The organism is Chelatococcus daeguensis (genome assembly GCF_001887265.1).
GTDB lineage: Bacteria > Pseudomonadota > Alphaproteobacteria > Rhizobiales > Beijerinckiaceae > Chelatococcus_A > Chelatococcus_A sambhunathii.
Genome location: NZ_CP018095.1, coordinates 3,144,571 through 3,158,907, shown reverse-complemented (window position 1 = coordinate 3,158,907; position 14,337 = coordinate 3,144,571). Strand labels below are relative to the sequence as shown.

The 14,337-nt window shown below is 67.8% G+C and carries 12 protein-coding genes; all 12 read left to right on the top strand.

What is annotated here, in order from left to right:
- The first annotated feature begins 38 nt into the window (after positions 1 to 38).
- The 12 genes from BOQ54_RS15000 to BOQ54_RS14945 all read left to right on the top strand — a co-directional run bounded on the left by BOQ54_RS15000 (position 39) and on the right by BOQ54_RS14945 (position 14,016).
- A complete protein-coding gene (locus BOQ54_RS15000; protein WP_245316232.1) occupies positions 39 to 530 on the top strand; it encodes a rod-binding protein in 492 nt (163 codons plus the stop codon).
- Positions 527 to 991 carry a hypothetical protein gene (locus BOQ54_RS14995; RefSeq protein WP_245316231.1) on the top strand — a complete coding sequence of 155 codons (465 nt, stop codon included), beginning with the start codon at positions 527 to 529 and terminating at the stop codon, positions 989 to 991. Before BOQ54_RS15000 ends, BOQ54_RS14995 begins: the two co-directional genes overlap by 4 nt.
- Positions 988 to 1,440, top strand: coding sequence for a hypothetical protein (locus BOQ54_RS14990; RefSeq protein WP_071924192.1), 453 nt, complete (start codon positions 988 to 990; stop codon positions 1,438 to 1,440). The genes BOQ54_RS14995 and BOQ54_RS14990 overlap by 4 nt, the downstream gene beginning before the upstream one ends.
- A gap of 99 nt (positions 1,441 to 1,539) precedes the next feature.
- The gene (locus BOQ54_RS14985) at positions 1,540 to 3,174 is read left to right on the top strand and encodes a methyl-accepting chemotaxis protein (RefSeq protein WP_245316230.1); all 1,635 of its coding nucleotides are present in this window, start codon (positions 1,540 to 1,542) and stop codon (positions 3,172 to 3,174) included.
- 143 nt (positions 3,175 to 3,317) lie between these two features.
- A complete protein-coding gene (locus BOQ54_RS14980) occupies positions 3,318 to 6,065 on the top strand; it encodes a hybrid sensor histidine kinase/response regulator (RefSeq protein WP_071924191.1) in 2,748 nt (915 codons plus the stop codon).
- A complete protein-coding gene (locus BOQ54_RS14975) occupies positions 6,062 to 6,538 on the top strand; it encodes a chemotaxis protein CheW (protein ID WP_055457828.1) in 477 nt (158 codons plus the stop codon). The genes BOQ54_RS14980 and BOQ54_RS14975 overlap by 4 nt, the downstream gene beginning before the upstream one ends.
- 38 nt (positions 6,539 to 6,576) lie before the next feature.
- A complete protein-coding gene (locus BOQ54_RS14970; RefSeq protein WP_055457827.1) occupies positions 6,577 to 6,981 on the top strand; it encodes a response regulator in 405 nt (134 codons plus the stop codon).
- Positions 6,978 to 8,150 carry a protein-glutamate methylesterase/protein-glutamine glutaminase gene (locus BOQ54_RS14965; protein ID WP_071924190.1) on the top strand — a complete coding sequence of 391 codons (1,173 nt, stop codon included), beginning with the start codon at positions 6,978 to 6,980 and terminating at the stop codon, positions 8,148 to 8,150. The genes BOQ54_RS14970 and BOQ54_RS14965 overlap by 4 nt, the downstream gene beginning before the upstream one ends.
- Positions 8,147 to 8,977 carry a CheR family methyltransferase gene (locus tag BOQ54_RS14960; RefSeq protein ID WP_055457825.1) on the top strand — a complete coding sequence of 277 codons (831 nt, stop codon included), beginning with the start codon at positions 8,147 to 8,149 and terminating at the stop codon, positions 8,975 to 8,977. The genes BOQ54_RS14965 and BOQ54_RS14960 overlap by 4 nt, the downstream gene beginning before the upstream one ends.
- A gap of 94 nt (positions 8,978 to 9,071) precedes the next feature.
- Complete coding sequence (locus BOQ54_RS14955; RefSeq protein ID WP_055457824.1) at positions 9,072 to 10,409, top strand: globin-coupled sensor protein; 1,338 nt, start codon at positions 9,072 to 9,074, stop codon at positions 10,407 to 10,409.
- A gap of 302 nt (positions 10,410 to 10,711) precedes the next feature.
- Entirely contained in the window at positions 10,712 to 13,309 is a 2,598-nt protein-coding gene (locus BOQ54_RS14950) for a heparinase II/III domain-containing protein (protein WP_186437992.1), read from the top strand.
- 179 nt (positions 13,310 to 13,488) lie between these two features.
- Positions 13,489 to 14,016 (top strand): AprI/Inh family metalloprotease inhibitor, encoded by a 528-nt coding sequence (locus tag BOQ54_RS14945; RefSeq protein ID WP_157672313.1) that lies wholly within the window; start codon positions 13,489 to 13,491, stop codon positions 14,014 to 14,016.
- The last annotated feature ends 321 nt before the right edge of the window (positions 14,017 to 14,337 follow it).

The following is a 14,337-nucleotide window of genomic DNA, read 5'->3' as shown; positions in this document are numbered from 1 at the left end:
CCATGGCCATTCAGCCGCCGTCGGATATCGTGCTCGAGGTGACGCGCGCCGTCGAGCCGTCACGCTATCAGGCCGCGCTCCAGCGCCTCAAGAGCATGCCGGCGAGCGCCGCCGGCGTCGATTTCGCCGATACCTTCGACGCCGTCCGCCCGCCGGTGCTTGGCTCGACGCACGACGTGGAAGGGGCACTCACGGCGATGCGCAGTCGCGCCGCCTCGGTGCGCAGGAGCGACGGCGACCCTTATCGGAAATTCGAGGCGTTCGTTCTCCAGAATTTCTTCGAGGCCATGCTGCCGGAGAACGGCGAGGTCGTCTTCGGCACCGGGACGGCCGGCAAGATCTGGAAGTCGATGCTTGCGGAGAAGATGGGCGAGCAGGTGGCGGTATCGGGCGGCATCGGCATAGCCGACATGCTGCGTACGGCCACGGAGCGGTCGCAGCAGGCCAAGCAGCAGTTTGCACACAACGACGGAAAGGGTGTTTCCAGTCCCTTTCCAACTGCCGGAAAAGGTGAGGAGAACAGAGCATGACGTTCGATGATGGCAAGGGGTCCGATGCCGGAAGCACGGTCGGCGACGTCGGCGAACGCCGCGGCGAGGCCGGTATCCTTCCGCCTGGCAGTCCGCGGATTTCCGCTACGGGCACGGCGCTGTTGCGGGCTATGGACCGGCTTGAGTTCGTCGTCGACGTCGAGACTCGCGCACTCGAGACGCACCACGATATCGACCTCGACGAGACCAACCGTCGCAAGAGCCAGATCCTGCTCGAACTGAGCCGACTCATGAAGGTGGTCGACCAGGAGCCGATGGAGCGGCAGGTCATCGACCGCATGAGCGGAGTGCGCCAGAAGCTCGCTCGCAACCACGCGGTGCTCGAGCTCAACCTGCGCGCCATGAACGAGGTCGCCGAGATCGTTGCCGCCTCGATCCGCGCCGAGGATTCCGACGGCACCTACAATCCGGCCGGCCACCTCAAGGGTTCCGCTCGATGATGCGTCTGCTGCTGACCGGGTTCTGGGTGGCCGCCATCGCCTTGATGTCCAGCTACGCCACCGCCTATTGGGTCGCGGGCGGCAACCCGCTCGGCGCGCAGCAGACCTATCTCGAGGGCCTCGAATACAAGAAACTGGCGCCGATGACAGTGCCCGTCATCCTCGATGGCGAACTCCAGGGCTACATCGTCACACAGCTCATATTCACGGCGGACGCGGGCACATTGCGCGAGATGTCCGTCCCGCCAGACCCCTTCCTGATCGACGAAGCCTTCCGCCGCATCTATGCGGAAGACCGCATCGATTTCCGGAATCTCTCGCGTCAGAACCTGGCCGAACTGCTGCAAGTGATCAAGGATCGGACCAACGAAAGGATCGGTAGTCCGATCGTTCGTGACCTTCTCATAGAAGAAATCAACTACATCAAGAAAGACGAAATGAGGTCCTAAAACGGGATTTCTCATCAGTGATGCAATGAGTACGTTCCTTCCGGCGGGAAAGCGGGGCAAATGAAGATCTCCGGCAAGATATACGCAATTGTCGCAATCATGGGTGGCGTGACGATCATGGTCGCGGCGATGGCGGTCCATGCGCTCCGGCAATACGACGAGCAAAGCACCCTGCTCAACCAGACGGCGCAGCGCGCCTATTACGCCGAGCACCTGAACCGCCTCATCACGGCCGTCGTCATGGATTCGCGCGGCGTCTACATGTCGGAGACGAGCGATTCGGCGGTCCAGTTTGCCGAAGGCATCCGCAGACATCTCGAGGAGATGGACAAGACGCTGGCGAACTGGCGCCCGCTCGTTCCCCCGGACCGGCTCGGCAGTTTCGATGAGATGGCGGCGCGCGCCGCGGAGTTCCGCACGTTCCGCCTCGAGACGGCGCGGCTCGGTGTCGACGTCTCGCCGTCGGCGGCGAGCGAGCAGGGCAACAACGAGACAAACCGCCGCAATCGCAAGGAATTCCAGGCATTGCTCGACCAGCAGGTCGTTGCCATCCTCGGTCAGCTCGATCAGATCCGCGGCGGCATGCGCGACTTCCAGTCGCGCATGATGGGCCTCGTCATTGGCACCGCAGCGATCGGCCTCCTGCTCGGTGCGGGCCTCGCCGCCTGGCTCGGTACATTTCTCCTCAGCCGACCGCTGCGCCGGGTCACGGGCGCGCTGCAGCAGATGGCCGGTGGCGACTACGATGTCGCCATCGAGACGCGCCGTTCGCGCGACGAGGTAGGGGCGATCTGGAGTGCCACGGAACATTTCCGCGCGGCGCTTCTCGAGGGCGAGCGGCTGAAGGCCGAGCAGGCGGAGGCCGATGCGCGTGCTGAGGAGCGCAAGCGCGCGATGCTGAACGGTCTTGCTGATGCCTTCGAGGCGCAGGTCATGGGCGTCGTACGGTCGGTCTCGGCGGCGGCGGCTCAGCTCGAGCAGAATGCGGCGGCGATGAACGCTGCGGCCGAGGAGACGAACCACAAGTCGCTCGCGGTCTCCTCGGCGTCGGACCAGGCGACCAACAACGTGCACACGGTTGCTTCGGCCGCCGAGCAGCTCTCCGCATCCATTCGCGAGATCGGCCACCAGGTCACGAATGCCGCTGCCATCGCCAGCGAGGGTGCGCAGCAGGCGGGCTCGACCGTATCGGTGGTGCGCGGCCTCGACGATAGTGCCCAGCGCATCGGCGAGGTCATCCGCCTCATCAACGACGTCGCGGCGCAGACGAACCTCCTTGCGCTCAACGCCACCATTGAGGCGGCTCGCGCGGGGGAGGCGGGGCGGGGTTTCGCGGTTGTCGCCATGGAGGTGAAGAACCTCGCGGCCCAGACGGCCAAGGCGACCGAGGAGATCTCGGCCCAGATCGGCGCGGTCCAGGGCGCGACCGGCGACGTCGTGCGGGCCATCGAGGGCATCTCCGAGACGATCGCGCGCATCGACGAGATTTCGGCAACGATCGCGTCCTCCGTCGAGGAACAGGGCGCGGCGACGGGTGAGATTGCCCGCAACGTCCAGCAGGCGGCGCATGGCACGCAGGAGGTCTCGGCGCATATCTCGGGTGTGACGCGTGCTGCGGCCGACACCGGGCGTGTTTCGTCGGAGATTGTCAGTGCAGCAAGCGAACTGACGGATCAGGCGGGGCGGCTGCGCGAGGAAGTGGAACGCTTCATCGCACGGGTACGGGCGGCCTGATCGGTATGGGTTGAGAGGCCGGAGCGATCGGGGCTCTGGTCGGGACGGAATGGAAAGGAGCGGATGCGCGGGCCGACCATGGCCGGCATTGCTCCGGCGCCGGGGCGGGCGGGCCGCACGGCGGGCTTTGGGGAGTTGGGCGCATGGACGATCTGCTTCGGGAGTTTCTGACCGAGACGAACGAGAACATCGATGTCGTTGATGTCGAGCTCGTGAAGTTCGAGCGGGACCCCAACAACGCTCAGGTTCTCGACAACATCTTTCGCCTCGTCCATACCATCAAGGGGACGTGCGGCTTCCTTGGCCTGCCACGTCTCGGCGCGCTGGCCCATGCCGCGGAAACGCTCATGGGCAAGTTCCGCGAGGGCGCGCCGGTGACGACGGAAGCGGTCGGGCTCATCCTGCGCACCATCGACCGCGTGAAGGAGCTGCTCGTCGAGCTTGAAAACAACGTCGGTCAGGAGCCGGCCGGCACCGACGACGACCTCATCGCCCCGCTCGAGGCACTGGCCTTCGGGCCGCCGGCTCCGCCGGAGCCTGCGCCAGCTCCCCAGCGCAAGGTCTCCGTCGGCACGCTGAGCGACCAGGTGCTGGAGCGCGAGCTGCTGCCTGGAGAGGATACGCTCGACGAGATCGAGCGCGCCTTCCGCGAGGCGGAGGCTGAAGTGCCGCGGCCGAAGCCCATCACGAAGCCCGCAGCCCAGCCTGCCGCCAAGGCTCCGCCCGAGGCCGAGACGAAGGTCGAGGCGAAGCCCGCTCCCAAGGCCGAGGCCAAGGCGCCCGTCGCCGAGGGCGACGAGCAGGGCGGCTCCGGCAAGGGCTCGGTCTCCTCGCAGTCGCTGCGGGTCAATGTCGACACGCTCGAAAAGCTGATGACAATGGTCTCGGAGTTGGTGCTGACGCGCAACCAGCTCATGGAGATCGCCCGCCGCCAGGGCGACACCGAGTTCAAGGTGCCGCTGCAGCGCCTGTCCAACGTCACGGCCGAGCTGCAGGAAGGCGTCATGAAGACGCGCATGCAGCCCATCGGCAACGCGTGGCAGAAGCTGCCGCGCATTGTGCGTGATCTTGCCCAGGAACTCGGCAAGCAGATCGACCTCGAGATGGTCGGCGCCGAGACCGAGCTCGACCGGCAGATCCTCGACCTGATTAAGGATCCGCTGACGCACATGGTGCGCAACTCGGCGGACCATGGTCTCGAGACGTCGGAGGGCCGGCGGGCAGCCGGCAAGCCGGAGCGGGGCAAGATCCGCCTCTCCGCCTATCACGAGGGCGGGCACATCATCATCGAGATCGCGGACGATGGGCGCGGGCTCGACGTGGCGCGCATCCGCGCCAAGGCGCTGGAGAACGGCCTCGCCACCGAGGCCGAGCTCGAGAAGATGAACGAGGCCCAGATCCACAAGTTCATCTTCCACGCCGGCTTCTCGACTGCCGCCAAGATCACGAGCGTGTCGGGCCGCGGCGTAGGCATGGACGTGGTGCGCAACAACATCGAGATCATCGGCGGCACCATCGACGTGCGTTCGGTGCTCGGCCGCGGCACCACCTTCGTGATCAAGATCCCGCTGACCCTCGCCATCGTCTCGGCGCTCATCGTCGAGGCCGCTGGGGACCGCTTCGCCATTCCGCAGTTGGCGGTGATGGAGCTGGTGCGGGTGCACCACAAGTCGGGCCACCGCATCGAGCGCATCAAGAACACACCGGTGCTCCGGCTGCGCAACAAGCTGCTGCCGGTCGTCCCGCTCGCCGAACTGCTCGGCACCGCCGAACCGGAGGGCGGTGCCCCCGGCGTGGAACAGGGCGAGCAGGGCTTCATTGTCGTCATGCAGGTCGGCAACCAGACCTTCGGCATCGTGGTGGACGCGGTCTTCCACACCGAGGAGATCGTGGTGAAGCCCATGTCGACGCTGCTCAGGCACCTGTCGATGTTCTCGGGCAACACGATCCTCGGTGACGGCAGCGTCATCATGATCATCGATCCGAACGGCATCGCGCAGGCGGTGGCGCATTCGGCGACGCTCGGCTCGGGCGAGGCGGCCGGCATCGACGCCGAGCGCGCCTCTGGCAAGGGCAATGCGGTGGCGCTGCTGCTCTTCCGTGCCGGTGGGGCCGAGCCGAAGGCGGTGCCGCTGTCGCTCGTGACGCGCCTCGAGGAGTTGCCGGTCGAGAAGATCGAGCGCGCGACGGGGCGGCAGGTCGTGCAGTACCGCGGCTCGCTCATGCCGCTCGTGCCCGTCAACGAGCGCATCGAGCAGCGCGAGGGCGGCACGCAACCGGTGCTCGTGTTCTCGGATTCCGGCCGCTCCGTCGGCCTCATGGTCGACGAGATCATCGATATCGTCGAAGAACAGTTCGAGGTCACGCTCGCCTCGGATGTGCCCGGCATCCTCGGCTCGGGCGTGGTGCGCGGCCAGACGACCGAGATCATCGACATCGCCCATTACCTGCCGATGGGGTTCAAGGACTGGTTCCATCGCCGCGGCGCGATGCAGGGCGCGCCGGAGCGGCGCAGCCTGCTGCTCGTCGACGACAGCGCCTTCTTCCGCAACATGCTCGGGCCGGCCCTCAAGGCCGCCGGCTATGACGTGACGCTGAGCGACTCGGCGATCGCCGCCCTGCAGCTCTTCGAGCGCGGCGCCATGTTCGACGTTGTCGTCACCGACATCGAGATGCCGCACATGGACGGCTTCGAGTTCGCGGGCCGTCTGCGCCGCGATCCGCGAATGGAGGGTCTGCCGATCATCGCGCTGTCCGGTCTGTGCACGCCGGAGGCAATCGAGCGCGGCCGCTCCGTGGGCTTCTCCGATTACATCGCCAAGTTCGACAAGCCTGGCCTCCTCGAGGCGCTCAAGGAGTTCGCCGGGATCCAGCAGGAGGTGGCCGCATGACCAAGCCGACCGAGGCGGCGGGCAAGCCCGCCGACACCATCCAGTATGTGACCGTGCGTATCGCCGGGCAGCTCTTCGGCCTGCCCATCCTGTCCGTGCACGACGTGTTCATGCCCGAGCGCACGACGCGCGTGCCGCGGGCGCCGCGGGCCGTGGAGGGTGTGCTGAACCTGCGCGGGCGCATCGTGACGACGATCAACATGCGCCGGCTGCTCGACTTTCCCGATGCGACCGACACCCTGCAGCCGATGGCCGTCGGTATCGACTACAAGGGCGAGTCCTACGGGCTCATCATCGACACGGTCGGCGAGGTGCTGGCGCTCGACAGCTCCACGCGCGAGCCCAACCCCATGAATCTCGATCCGCGCTGGGCGCAGGTGGCCGACGGCATCCACCGGCTGGAGAGCGAACTGATGGTCATTCTCGACGTCGAGCGCGTCCTGTCCCTGCGGCAGGGGGCGATGGCGGCCTGAGCCGCATTGGTCGAAGCCGATGAGTATAGAGGCGGCTGATGAAAACGTGTCTGGTGGTCGACGATTCCCCCTTCATCCGGAAGGTGGCGCGCAAGATCCTCGAGGAATTGTCCTTCGAGGTGAGCGAGGCGGGCAACGGGCAGGAGGCGCTCGACCATTGCGTCGTCACGATGCCGGACGCCATCCTGCTCGACTGGAACATGCCGGTGGTCGACGGGCCGCAGTTCCTGGAGGCGGTGCGCGCCCTTGAGGGTGGTACCAGGCCCAAGATCGTGTTCTGCACGACGGAGAACCATCCTGGCCATATCGCGCGGGCGCTCATCGCTGGGGCGGACGAGTACATCATGAAGCCCTTCGACCGGGAGATCCTGGCTTACAAGTTCCAAGAGGTCGGGCTCATCGATGCCGATGCCCTCGCTGACGCCGGAAAGCCGCTCGCATGACCAATGTCACGGGAGTTGCCGCGGCGGGTGATCAGATCCGGGTCATGATCGTCGACGATTCGGCCATCGTGCGCGGGCTCGTATCGCGTTGGCTGGAGGAAGAGCCGGATTTTGCGGTCGTCGCAACGCACCGGCACGGGCGCCTCGCGGCGCAGGACATGACGCAGTCGCAACCCGATGTGGTCATCCTCGACATCGAGATGCCTGAGATGGACGGGCTCACGGCCCTGCCGCTCCTCCTCAGGGCCAAGCCTGACACCGTCGTGCTCGTCGCCTCCACATTGTCGCAGCGGGGCGCGGAGACGAGCCTCAGGGCGCTCGCGCTCGGGGCTGCCGACTACGTGCCGAAGCCTGATCCGACGGGGCGGCTTGCTACCTCAGCAGACTTCCGCCGCGAACTCGTGGAGAAGGTGCGCCATCTCGGACAGCGGGTGCGCTCCGGCTCGGCGGCTGGCCTGCGCCTGCCGCTCGGGCCACCCGTCGCCAAGCCGGCTGCCCCGGCGCCGGCTCCTGCGACGTCGGCCTTCCAGCCTCGTCCGCAGCCGCTGCGGGCGACAGAGAAGCTCAGGCCTTATACCGGCATCCCCGCACGCGTCCTGTGCGTCGGCAGTTCCATCGGCGGGCCGCAAGCGCTCATGCAGTTCCTGCAGGGGGCAGGGCAGGCACTCGCGCGGTTGCCCGTCCTCATCGTCCAGCACATGCCGCCGACGTTCACGACCATCCTCGCCCAGCATCTCGGCCGCACCGCCAACCGTGAGGCGGCGGAAGGAGTCGACGGCGAGCCGCTGGCGGCGGGGCGCATCTATGTGGCGCCCGGCGGCCGGCACATGCTGGTCGAGAAAGTGGGCGAGAGGCCCGTCATCCGCCTGTCGGACGCGCCGCCCGTGCATTTCTGCCGGCCGGCTGTCGACCCGATGTTCGAGTCCGTCGCGCGGGTTTTTGGCTCGGCAGCGCTCGGGGTCATCCTGACCGGCATGGGCAGCGACGGTGCCCGGGGCGCGCTTGCCATCGCGGATGCGGGCGGCAATGTCATCGCGCAGAACGAGGCGACAAGCGTCGTGTGGGGCATGCCGGGCGCGGCGATTGCCGCCGGGGCTTGCGCAGGCGTGTTGCCAATTGAGGACATCGGCCCCAGGGTCAGCCAGCTGATCGTCGGAGGTAGAGCATGATTGCGGCCGGCGATTACGAATTCCTGCAGCAATTCCTCAAGCAGCGCTCGGGGCTCAACCTGTCGCAGGAGAAGCAGTATCTCATCGAGAGCCGGCTGGCGCCCGTGGCGCGCAAGGTGGGGCTCGCCGGCGTCGAGCAACTCGTGGCGCGTCTGCGCACTGCCCCATCGGGCGCGGTCGCCGATGCCGTCGTCGAGGCAATGACGACGAACGAATCATCCTTCTTCCGCGACAAGACACCGTTTGAGACCTTCGTGTCCTTTGTGGTGCCGAGCCTCATCGACCGGCGCGGCTCGCGGCGCATCCGCGTCTGGTGCGCGGCAGCATCGACGGGGCAGGAGCCCTATTCCCTAGCGATGACGCTGAAGGAAAATGCGCACCTCCTGCCGGGGGTCACGGTGGAGATCCTGGCGACGGACCTGGCCGGCCACGTGCTGGAGCGAGCCCGGGCGGGGCTCTATTCGGCCTTCGAAGTGCAACGCGGGCTGCCCATCCAGTACCTGCTCAAGTATTTCGAGCAGAAGGGCGACCAGTGGCAGATCCGGCCGGAGATCCGGGCGATGGTGCAGTTCCGGCAGTTCAATCTGCTGCAGTCCTTTGCTGGGCTCGGCACGTTCGACATCATCTTCTGCCGCAACGTGCTCATCTACTTCGACATTCCGACGAAAGCGGACGTGCTTTCGCGCATGGCGAAGGTGCTCGCACCCGACGGGTACCTGGTCCTCGGCGCCGCCGAGACGGTAATGGGCATCTCCGATGCCTTCCGGTCCGCTTCGGGGCGGCCCGGGCTTTATGTGGCCAACCGGCTGGCGGAGGCCACGGCATGATGGGTGCCGTCCGGCCGTCCCTCTCCCTTTTCCCGTTCCCGCCCACCGCCGCGAGGGGCAGCGCTGCGCGGGATGAGTTCGCATGGTAGGAATAATGTCCGAAACGGTTCTTTCCCTGAACGAGCGCTTGGCCTTCTACAAGATCGACGCTGCGGCGCGTGGCGAGCTTGAGACCGCGTGGAGCCTCATCGCGCCCCACATGCCGCGCATCATCAGCGACTTCTACCGGCATCTCGCCAAATTCCCGATGACGGCGCGGCTCGTCGACAAGCGGCAGGACCGGCTCGCCAAGCTGCAAGCCGAGCACTGGCGCCGGCTCTTCACCTCGGGCTTCGATGAAAGCTATCTCACGAGCGTGCGGGCCGTGGCCGTGGCCCATGTGCGCGTCGGCGTCGAACCCGACTGGTACATCGGCGGCTACAGCGTCATCCTCGCCGAGCTGACGACCGTGCTTGCGCAGGAGACGCGGCTGCGTTCGGGCCGGCTGGCGCGGCTCGCTAGCGCCGTCGGCAGCGCGGTGATGTTCGACATGGGCATCGCGGTCTCCGTCTATCACGAGACCTTGCTGACTGCGGGCGAGGAGCGCCGCACGCGGCTGACCGGCGAGATCGACATCTTCGATCGGACCTTTTCGCACAGCCTGTCGGCGCTCAATCAGGCGGCGCACGTCATGCGTGGCGCATCCGAGCAGCTTGGCGAGGCGACCGGCCGTACGAGCGAGCAGGCCGACAACATGACGATGACCGCCGAGGAGATGGCTGAGCGGGCGGCCCGCAGCGCGGCTGCGGCGGGCACGATGGCGAAGTCCATCGAGGCTGTCGAAAGCTACGCGCAGCGGGCTTACGAGATTGCCGGCAAGGCCGCGGAGCAGGCCAAGGCGGCCGATGCCGGCGTGCGGGGCCTTGCCGAGGTCACAGAGCGCATCGGCTCCATCGTCGAGCTCATCGGCGGCATCGCGCGGCAGACGAACCTGCTCGCCCTCAACGCCACCATCGAGGCGGCGCGCGCGGGCGAGGCAGGGCTCGGCTTTGCCGTCGTGGCGCGCGAGGTCAAGACGCTGTCGACGCAGACGGCGAAGGCCACCCAGGAGATTTCCGACCAGATCGCGGCGATCCAGCAGGCCACAAGGGCGACGGTCGGCGACCTCGACGGCATCGGCGCCGTCATTCGCGAGGTCGTGCAGTCGGCCGAGGCGATCGCCGCCGCGGTCGAAAACCAGGCTGCGGCGACCCATTCGATCCTGACCGCAGTCGAGGAAATGTCGCAGGATGCACAAGGCGTGGCGAGCGCCGTGGCGACCGTGCGGGCCGCTGCGCAGGACATCGGCGGTATCGTCAACACCGTGCAGACGCTCGCGTCCTCGCTCGACGAGCAGGCAGCGAACATGAACGGCGACGTGCGCCAGTTCTTCGACCGTGTGGCGGCGGCGTGAGCGGCGAAGACGAACAATCGGGAAAGAAGAAGGGAACGCAGCGCGTGCGGCCCGGTCTCGAGGCCCTGTTGCAGCCCGGTCTGGCGAAGGCGCCGGACCGGGTAAAGCCGTTTCAGCCGCCGCGCTTGCCCGGCCCCGTCAAGAAGCGGGCGCAGCCGCCGAAGGCCGCGCCCGTTCCGCCCTCCGCAAGCCCCGCCCGCGCCCCCGGGGCAGCGGAGGCCATGGGCGGGCGCGAACTGTTGCCGGCGGCCGTCCGATACGGCGCAGATTCGGCCGCCCGCGGCGACGGCCAAGGACATGTTGTGGAGGCGCGCAACCGCCGGGCGCGCGTGCAGTTCTCCTTCGGTGGGGTGCCGGCGGACCGGTGGTGCGAATTGTCTTTCGCGCTCACCTGGGCTGATAACGAAAAGACCGGCGGCATACCGGATGCCATCCGCCTTGGCTTCGACTTCCAGACGGGCGACGGCGTCAGCCTCGACCTGCCCGCCGTCGCCGGGTTGATGCGGGGGCGGATCGACCCCTTCTCGATCGACGTCGCCGGACCTGCCGCGCCTGGCGGCAAGTTCGCGCAGGTGCGGGTGGCCTTCCGCCTGCCGGCCGATGCCGAGCGCGTGGAACTGACGGTGCGCAGCTGGCGCAACACGGCGCCGTTCGAAATCGCGACGCCCCGCCTGCGACCGCTGCCGCAGCCCCCCGCAGAGGCTGAGGTGCTGCCGGCAAGCCAGCTTCTCGACAGCGAGCCGCAATGGGAGACCTGGGGTGTCGTGCCGGGCGGCGGCCTCACGGTGCGCGGCCAGTTGTTCTGCGCGGCGCCAGCACCCGACATGGCCTTTGCGCGCATCGTCTATCGCGACGCACAGGGCCGGGCGTTGCCGCGTCCCTATGCGGGCACGCTCGAGGCGGAGGGCGTCGGCGCCTTCATCATGTTGCCGACAGACCGGCGCGTGCGCCGCTTCACACTGCGTCTCGATCCGCCCGCGGGAGCCAGCACGGTCGACATCGGCTTCCAGGCGCGGGGCCGCTCGGATATCCGCCGCATCCTGCCTTACGAAGTTTCGCTCGACGACGGGCTCCCGGCCGCAACCGAGGACGACGGGCTCGTGCTGCTCGGCCGGCTTGCCGAGCTGTCCGCGGCGTCCGCGAGCGACTCCCGCGGGCTTCTTGCGGCCTTTGTCGACGAAACGGCGCTGTCCGCGGCGCCGTTCGTCCAGACCGACCTCGCCGGTTGGCTCGCCGGCGGGCTGGGCACGGTCGCAGACGGGCGCCTTCGCCTGGCCGGGCATGAAGACTGGCCGCTGCCGGAGATGCTCGATTGGCAGGAGGATCCGTTCGGTTGCGGCCTGTGGCGCGCCCGCTATCACGCGCTCGGCTGGCTCCTCTCTCTGCCGGAGGATGGCGAGCGCAAGAGCCTTGCCCGGGCGGTTGCGCTCGCGCTGTCGTGGCAGGCGGCCACTCCACGGGCCGACGTCGACGACGAGGATCGCTACGGCGCGCGAACGACGGCCATCCGGCTCGAGGTGCTGCTGCAACTCCTCGCACGGGCGCTTAAGGCCGGTCTGCCGGCGGGCAAGAGCGCCGGGCTGCTTGCCGAAATCGTGCGGCACGCCCGGTTTGTCGCCGAGGCGCTCGGCGACAATCTCATCGGTGAGGCGCGAGAGCGGCTGCATGCGGCCGCCGCGCTCGCCGTCGTCGCCGCGGCGCTGCCGCGCCTGCCGCTCGCCGGACCGTGGCGCTGCATGGCGCTCAATCACATTGACTGGTCGATGATTCAGCTCTTCGCCGAGCCGGCGATGCCGAGCGTAGGCTCCTCGCACCTGCATTTCGAGGCGCTTGCGGTTGGCCTCGCGCTGCAGGGAGTGCTTGCTGCCCTGCCGGACACGGAGGGTTTGCGCCGGCGCATGGCCCTGCCGCTTGGTCGGGCTATCGCGACGGCCGTGGCGCTAACGGATCCTGACGGCTGCCTCGCGCCCTTCGGGGAAACTGCGGGCGGGGCGGAACATCTGCCTATCCTCAGGGACCTCATCGCCCGCTGCGGGCGGGACGTGATGGCCGAACCGGCGGTGGCAGAGATGCTGGCCGCCCGTGCCTCGGCGCCACGTGTGCTCGACCGGCAGGCGGGGCTCGTTACGGCGCGTCACAGGAACGGGCACGATTGGGCCTATTTCGCCGCCCGCTTCGGTGCGAGCGACGCCAAGGGTCACGAGGACTGCGGGTCCTTCGTTTATGCAGCCAAAGGCATCCGCTGGATCAGCGATCCGGGCGGCATTGACGTCAGGGGTGACGGCGCGCCGGGCAGCTACTTCCGCTCGGCGGCAGCCCACAACATCCTGCGACCGCTCGGTGCGGCGGGCGTCTCCGGCTGTGGCTGGCTAGCGGCCGAGGTCGCCCTCGAGGGAGCGAGTGCCTTCCTCGTCGACAGCAACGTCCACGGGACGTTCCATTATCACCGGCGACTCTTCCTGCTGCTCGACGATCTGTCGGGAATTGCCGTGTTCGACCGACTGACGGGTATCGAGCCCGGAGTCGATATCGCCGCCGAGGGCTTCCTCCATCTCGGGCCGGGTGTTGCCGGGGTGCTCGTGGCGGCCAATGTCGGCCTTGCCCTTGCCGGCAATAGCCGGCTGCAGATCGTTCTGCAGGCCCGTAAGGGCGCGCTGAACGGGGTGTCCTTCATCTGCGGACAGGAGGCCGGGCCGGGCGGCGAGCAGGGCTTCCTGTCGGGCGCCTGCGGGGAAAAAGAGCCGGCAAATGTTCTTCGCTATTCGGTGTCGGGGAAGAGTGAAGTCACCGCCGGCGTGCTGATCGCCACGGGCGATGCCGCCCGCCGCCGGCTTGCCGAATGCCTCGGCGACCCCCGCCTGACGATGCAACTCGAGATGCCTTTTGGGGCCATGGCATGAAAGTGACGCGCGAACTCACGTCCTCGATCGGGGAAGACGGCCGGGATCATGCCCGGCCGCTCTTGCAGCTGCTGTGCCGCAGGACGTGGCCGCTCCTCAGCCTCATCGTCCTTGCGGGATGCAATGCGGGCGACTTCAACAGCTGCGAGCGGTATTACACCAGTCCTTGGAACCCTCCGATGCGGTGCTATCGGCCCCTGCCGCCCTCGCTCGAGGTGGAAGCGGTCGTCGTGGCGCCTGCCGCCGCTGCGCGTCCGCGTGGCGGGATCGCGCGCGAGGAGCCGATGCCGTCCGTTCCGGTACAGCCCCCGCCGGCGAAGCCGACGGTGTCCCCTGCGCCGACGGGCCAGACGGCTGCCGGCCCGCTGCCGGCGCCGAAGGTGGTCAAGGGCTACACCCCACCACAGGCAAGCCATGCAAAGCCCGTACCGCAGCGGTCCCAGGTCTCTGGCCGATGGCGCATGACGGAGGCGGGCGGGAAGGCTTGTGAACTGGTGCTCACCAATGCAGGCCTTCTCGACCAGTACCGCGCCTCGACGAACGGCTGCGCAAGCGAGGCACTGCGCAGCATCAACGGCTGGGATCTGAAGGGGGGCGAGGTGGTGCTCTATGCGCGCGGCGCGATGATCGCCCGCCTTGCCGAGGATCACGGCGGTTATCGCGGCGTCGTGCTCAGCTCAGGGGCGGGCCTTGCACTGGCGCGCTGAGGTTGTCCTCCAGCTTCGCGCAAGGCTGGCAGCCTAAGCTGACCATGGTGTTGGTGGGAGAATTGCGTTCTTCGGTCCTGCGCGGGTCTCCGCGGCCGGTCTGACCGGAGAAGCGCCGGCGGCTCATTCGCTCAGCGAACACCGCCGAGTTGCGTCTATTCCGAAATGCGATCGAGAAGGCTCTCCGGCCGACGGAGTGCCCCATCGGCGAGGCAACGCCGGCCACCGGCAAGGGTGGGCGGCACCAAACGAAGGGCGACCGGCTGGCAAGAGCCGGTCTGCGAATGCGGGGTGGCTGGCATGGAAACTGCCAAGGTTCGA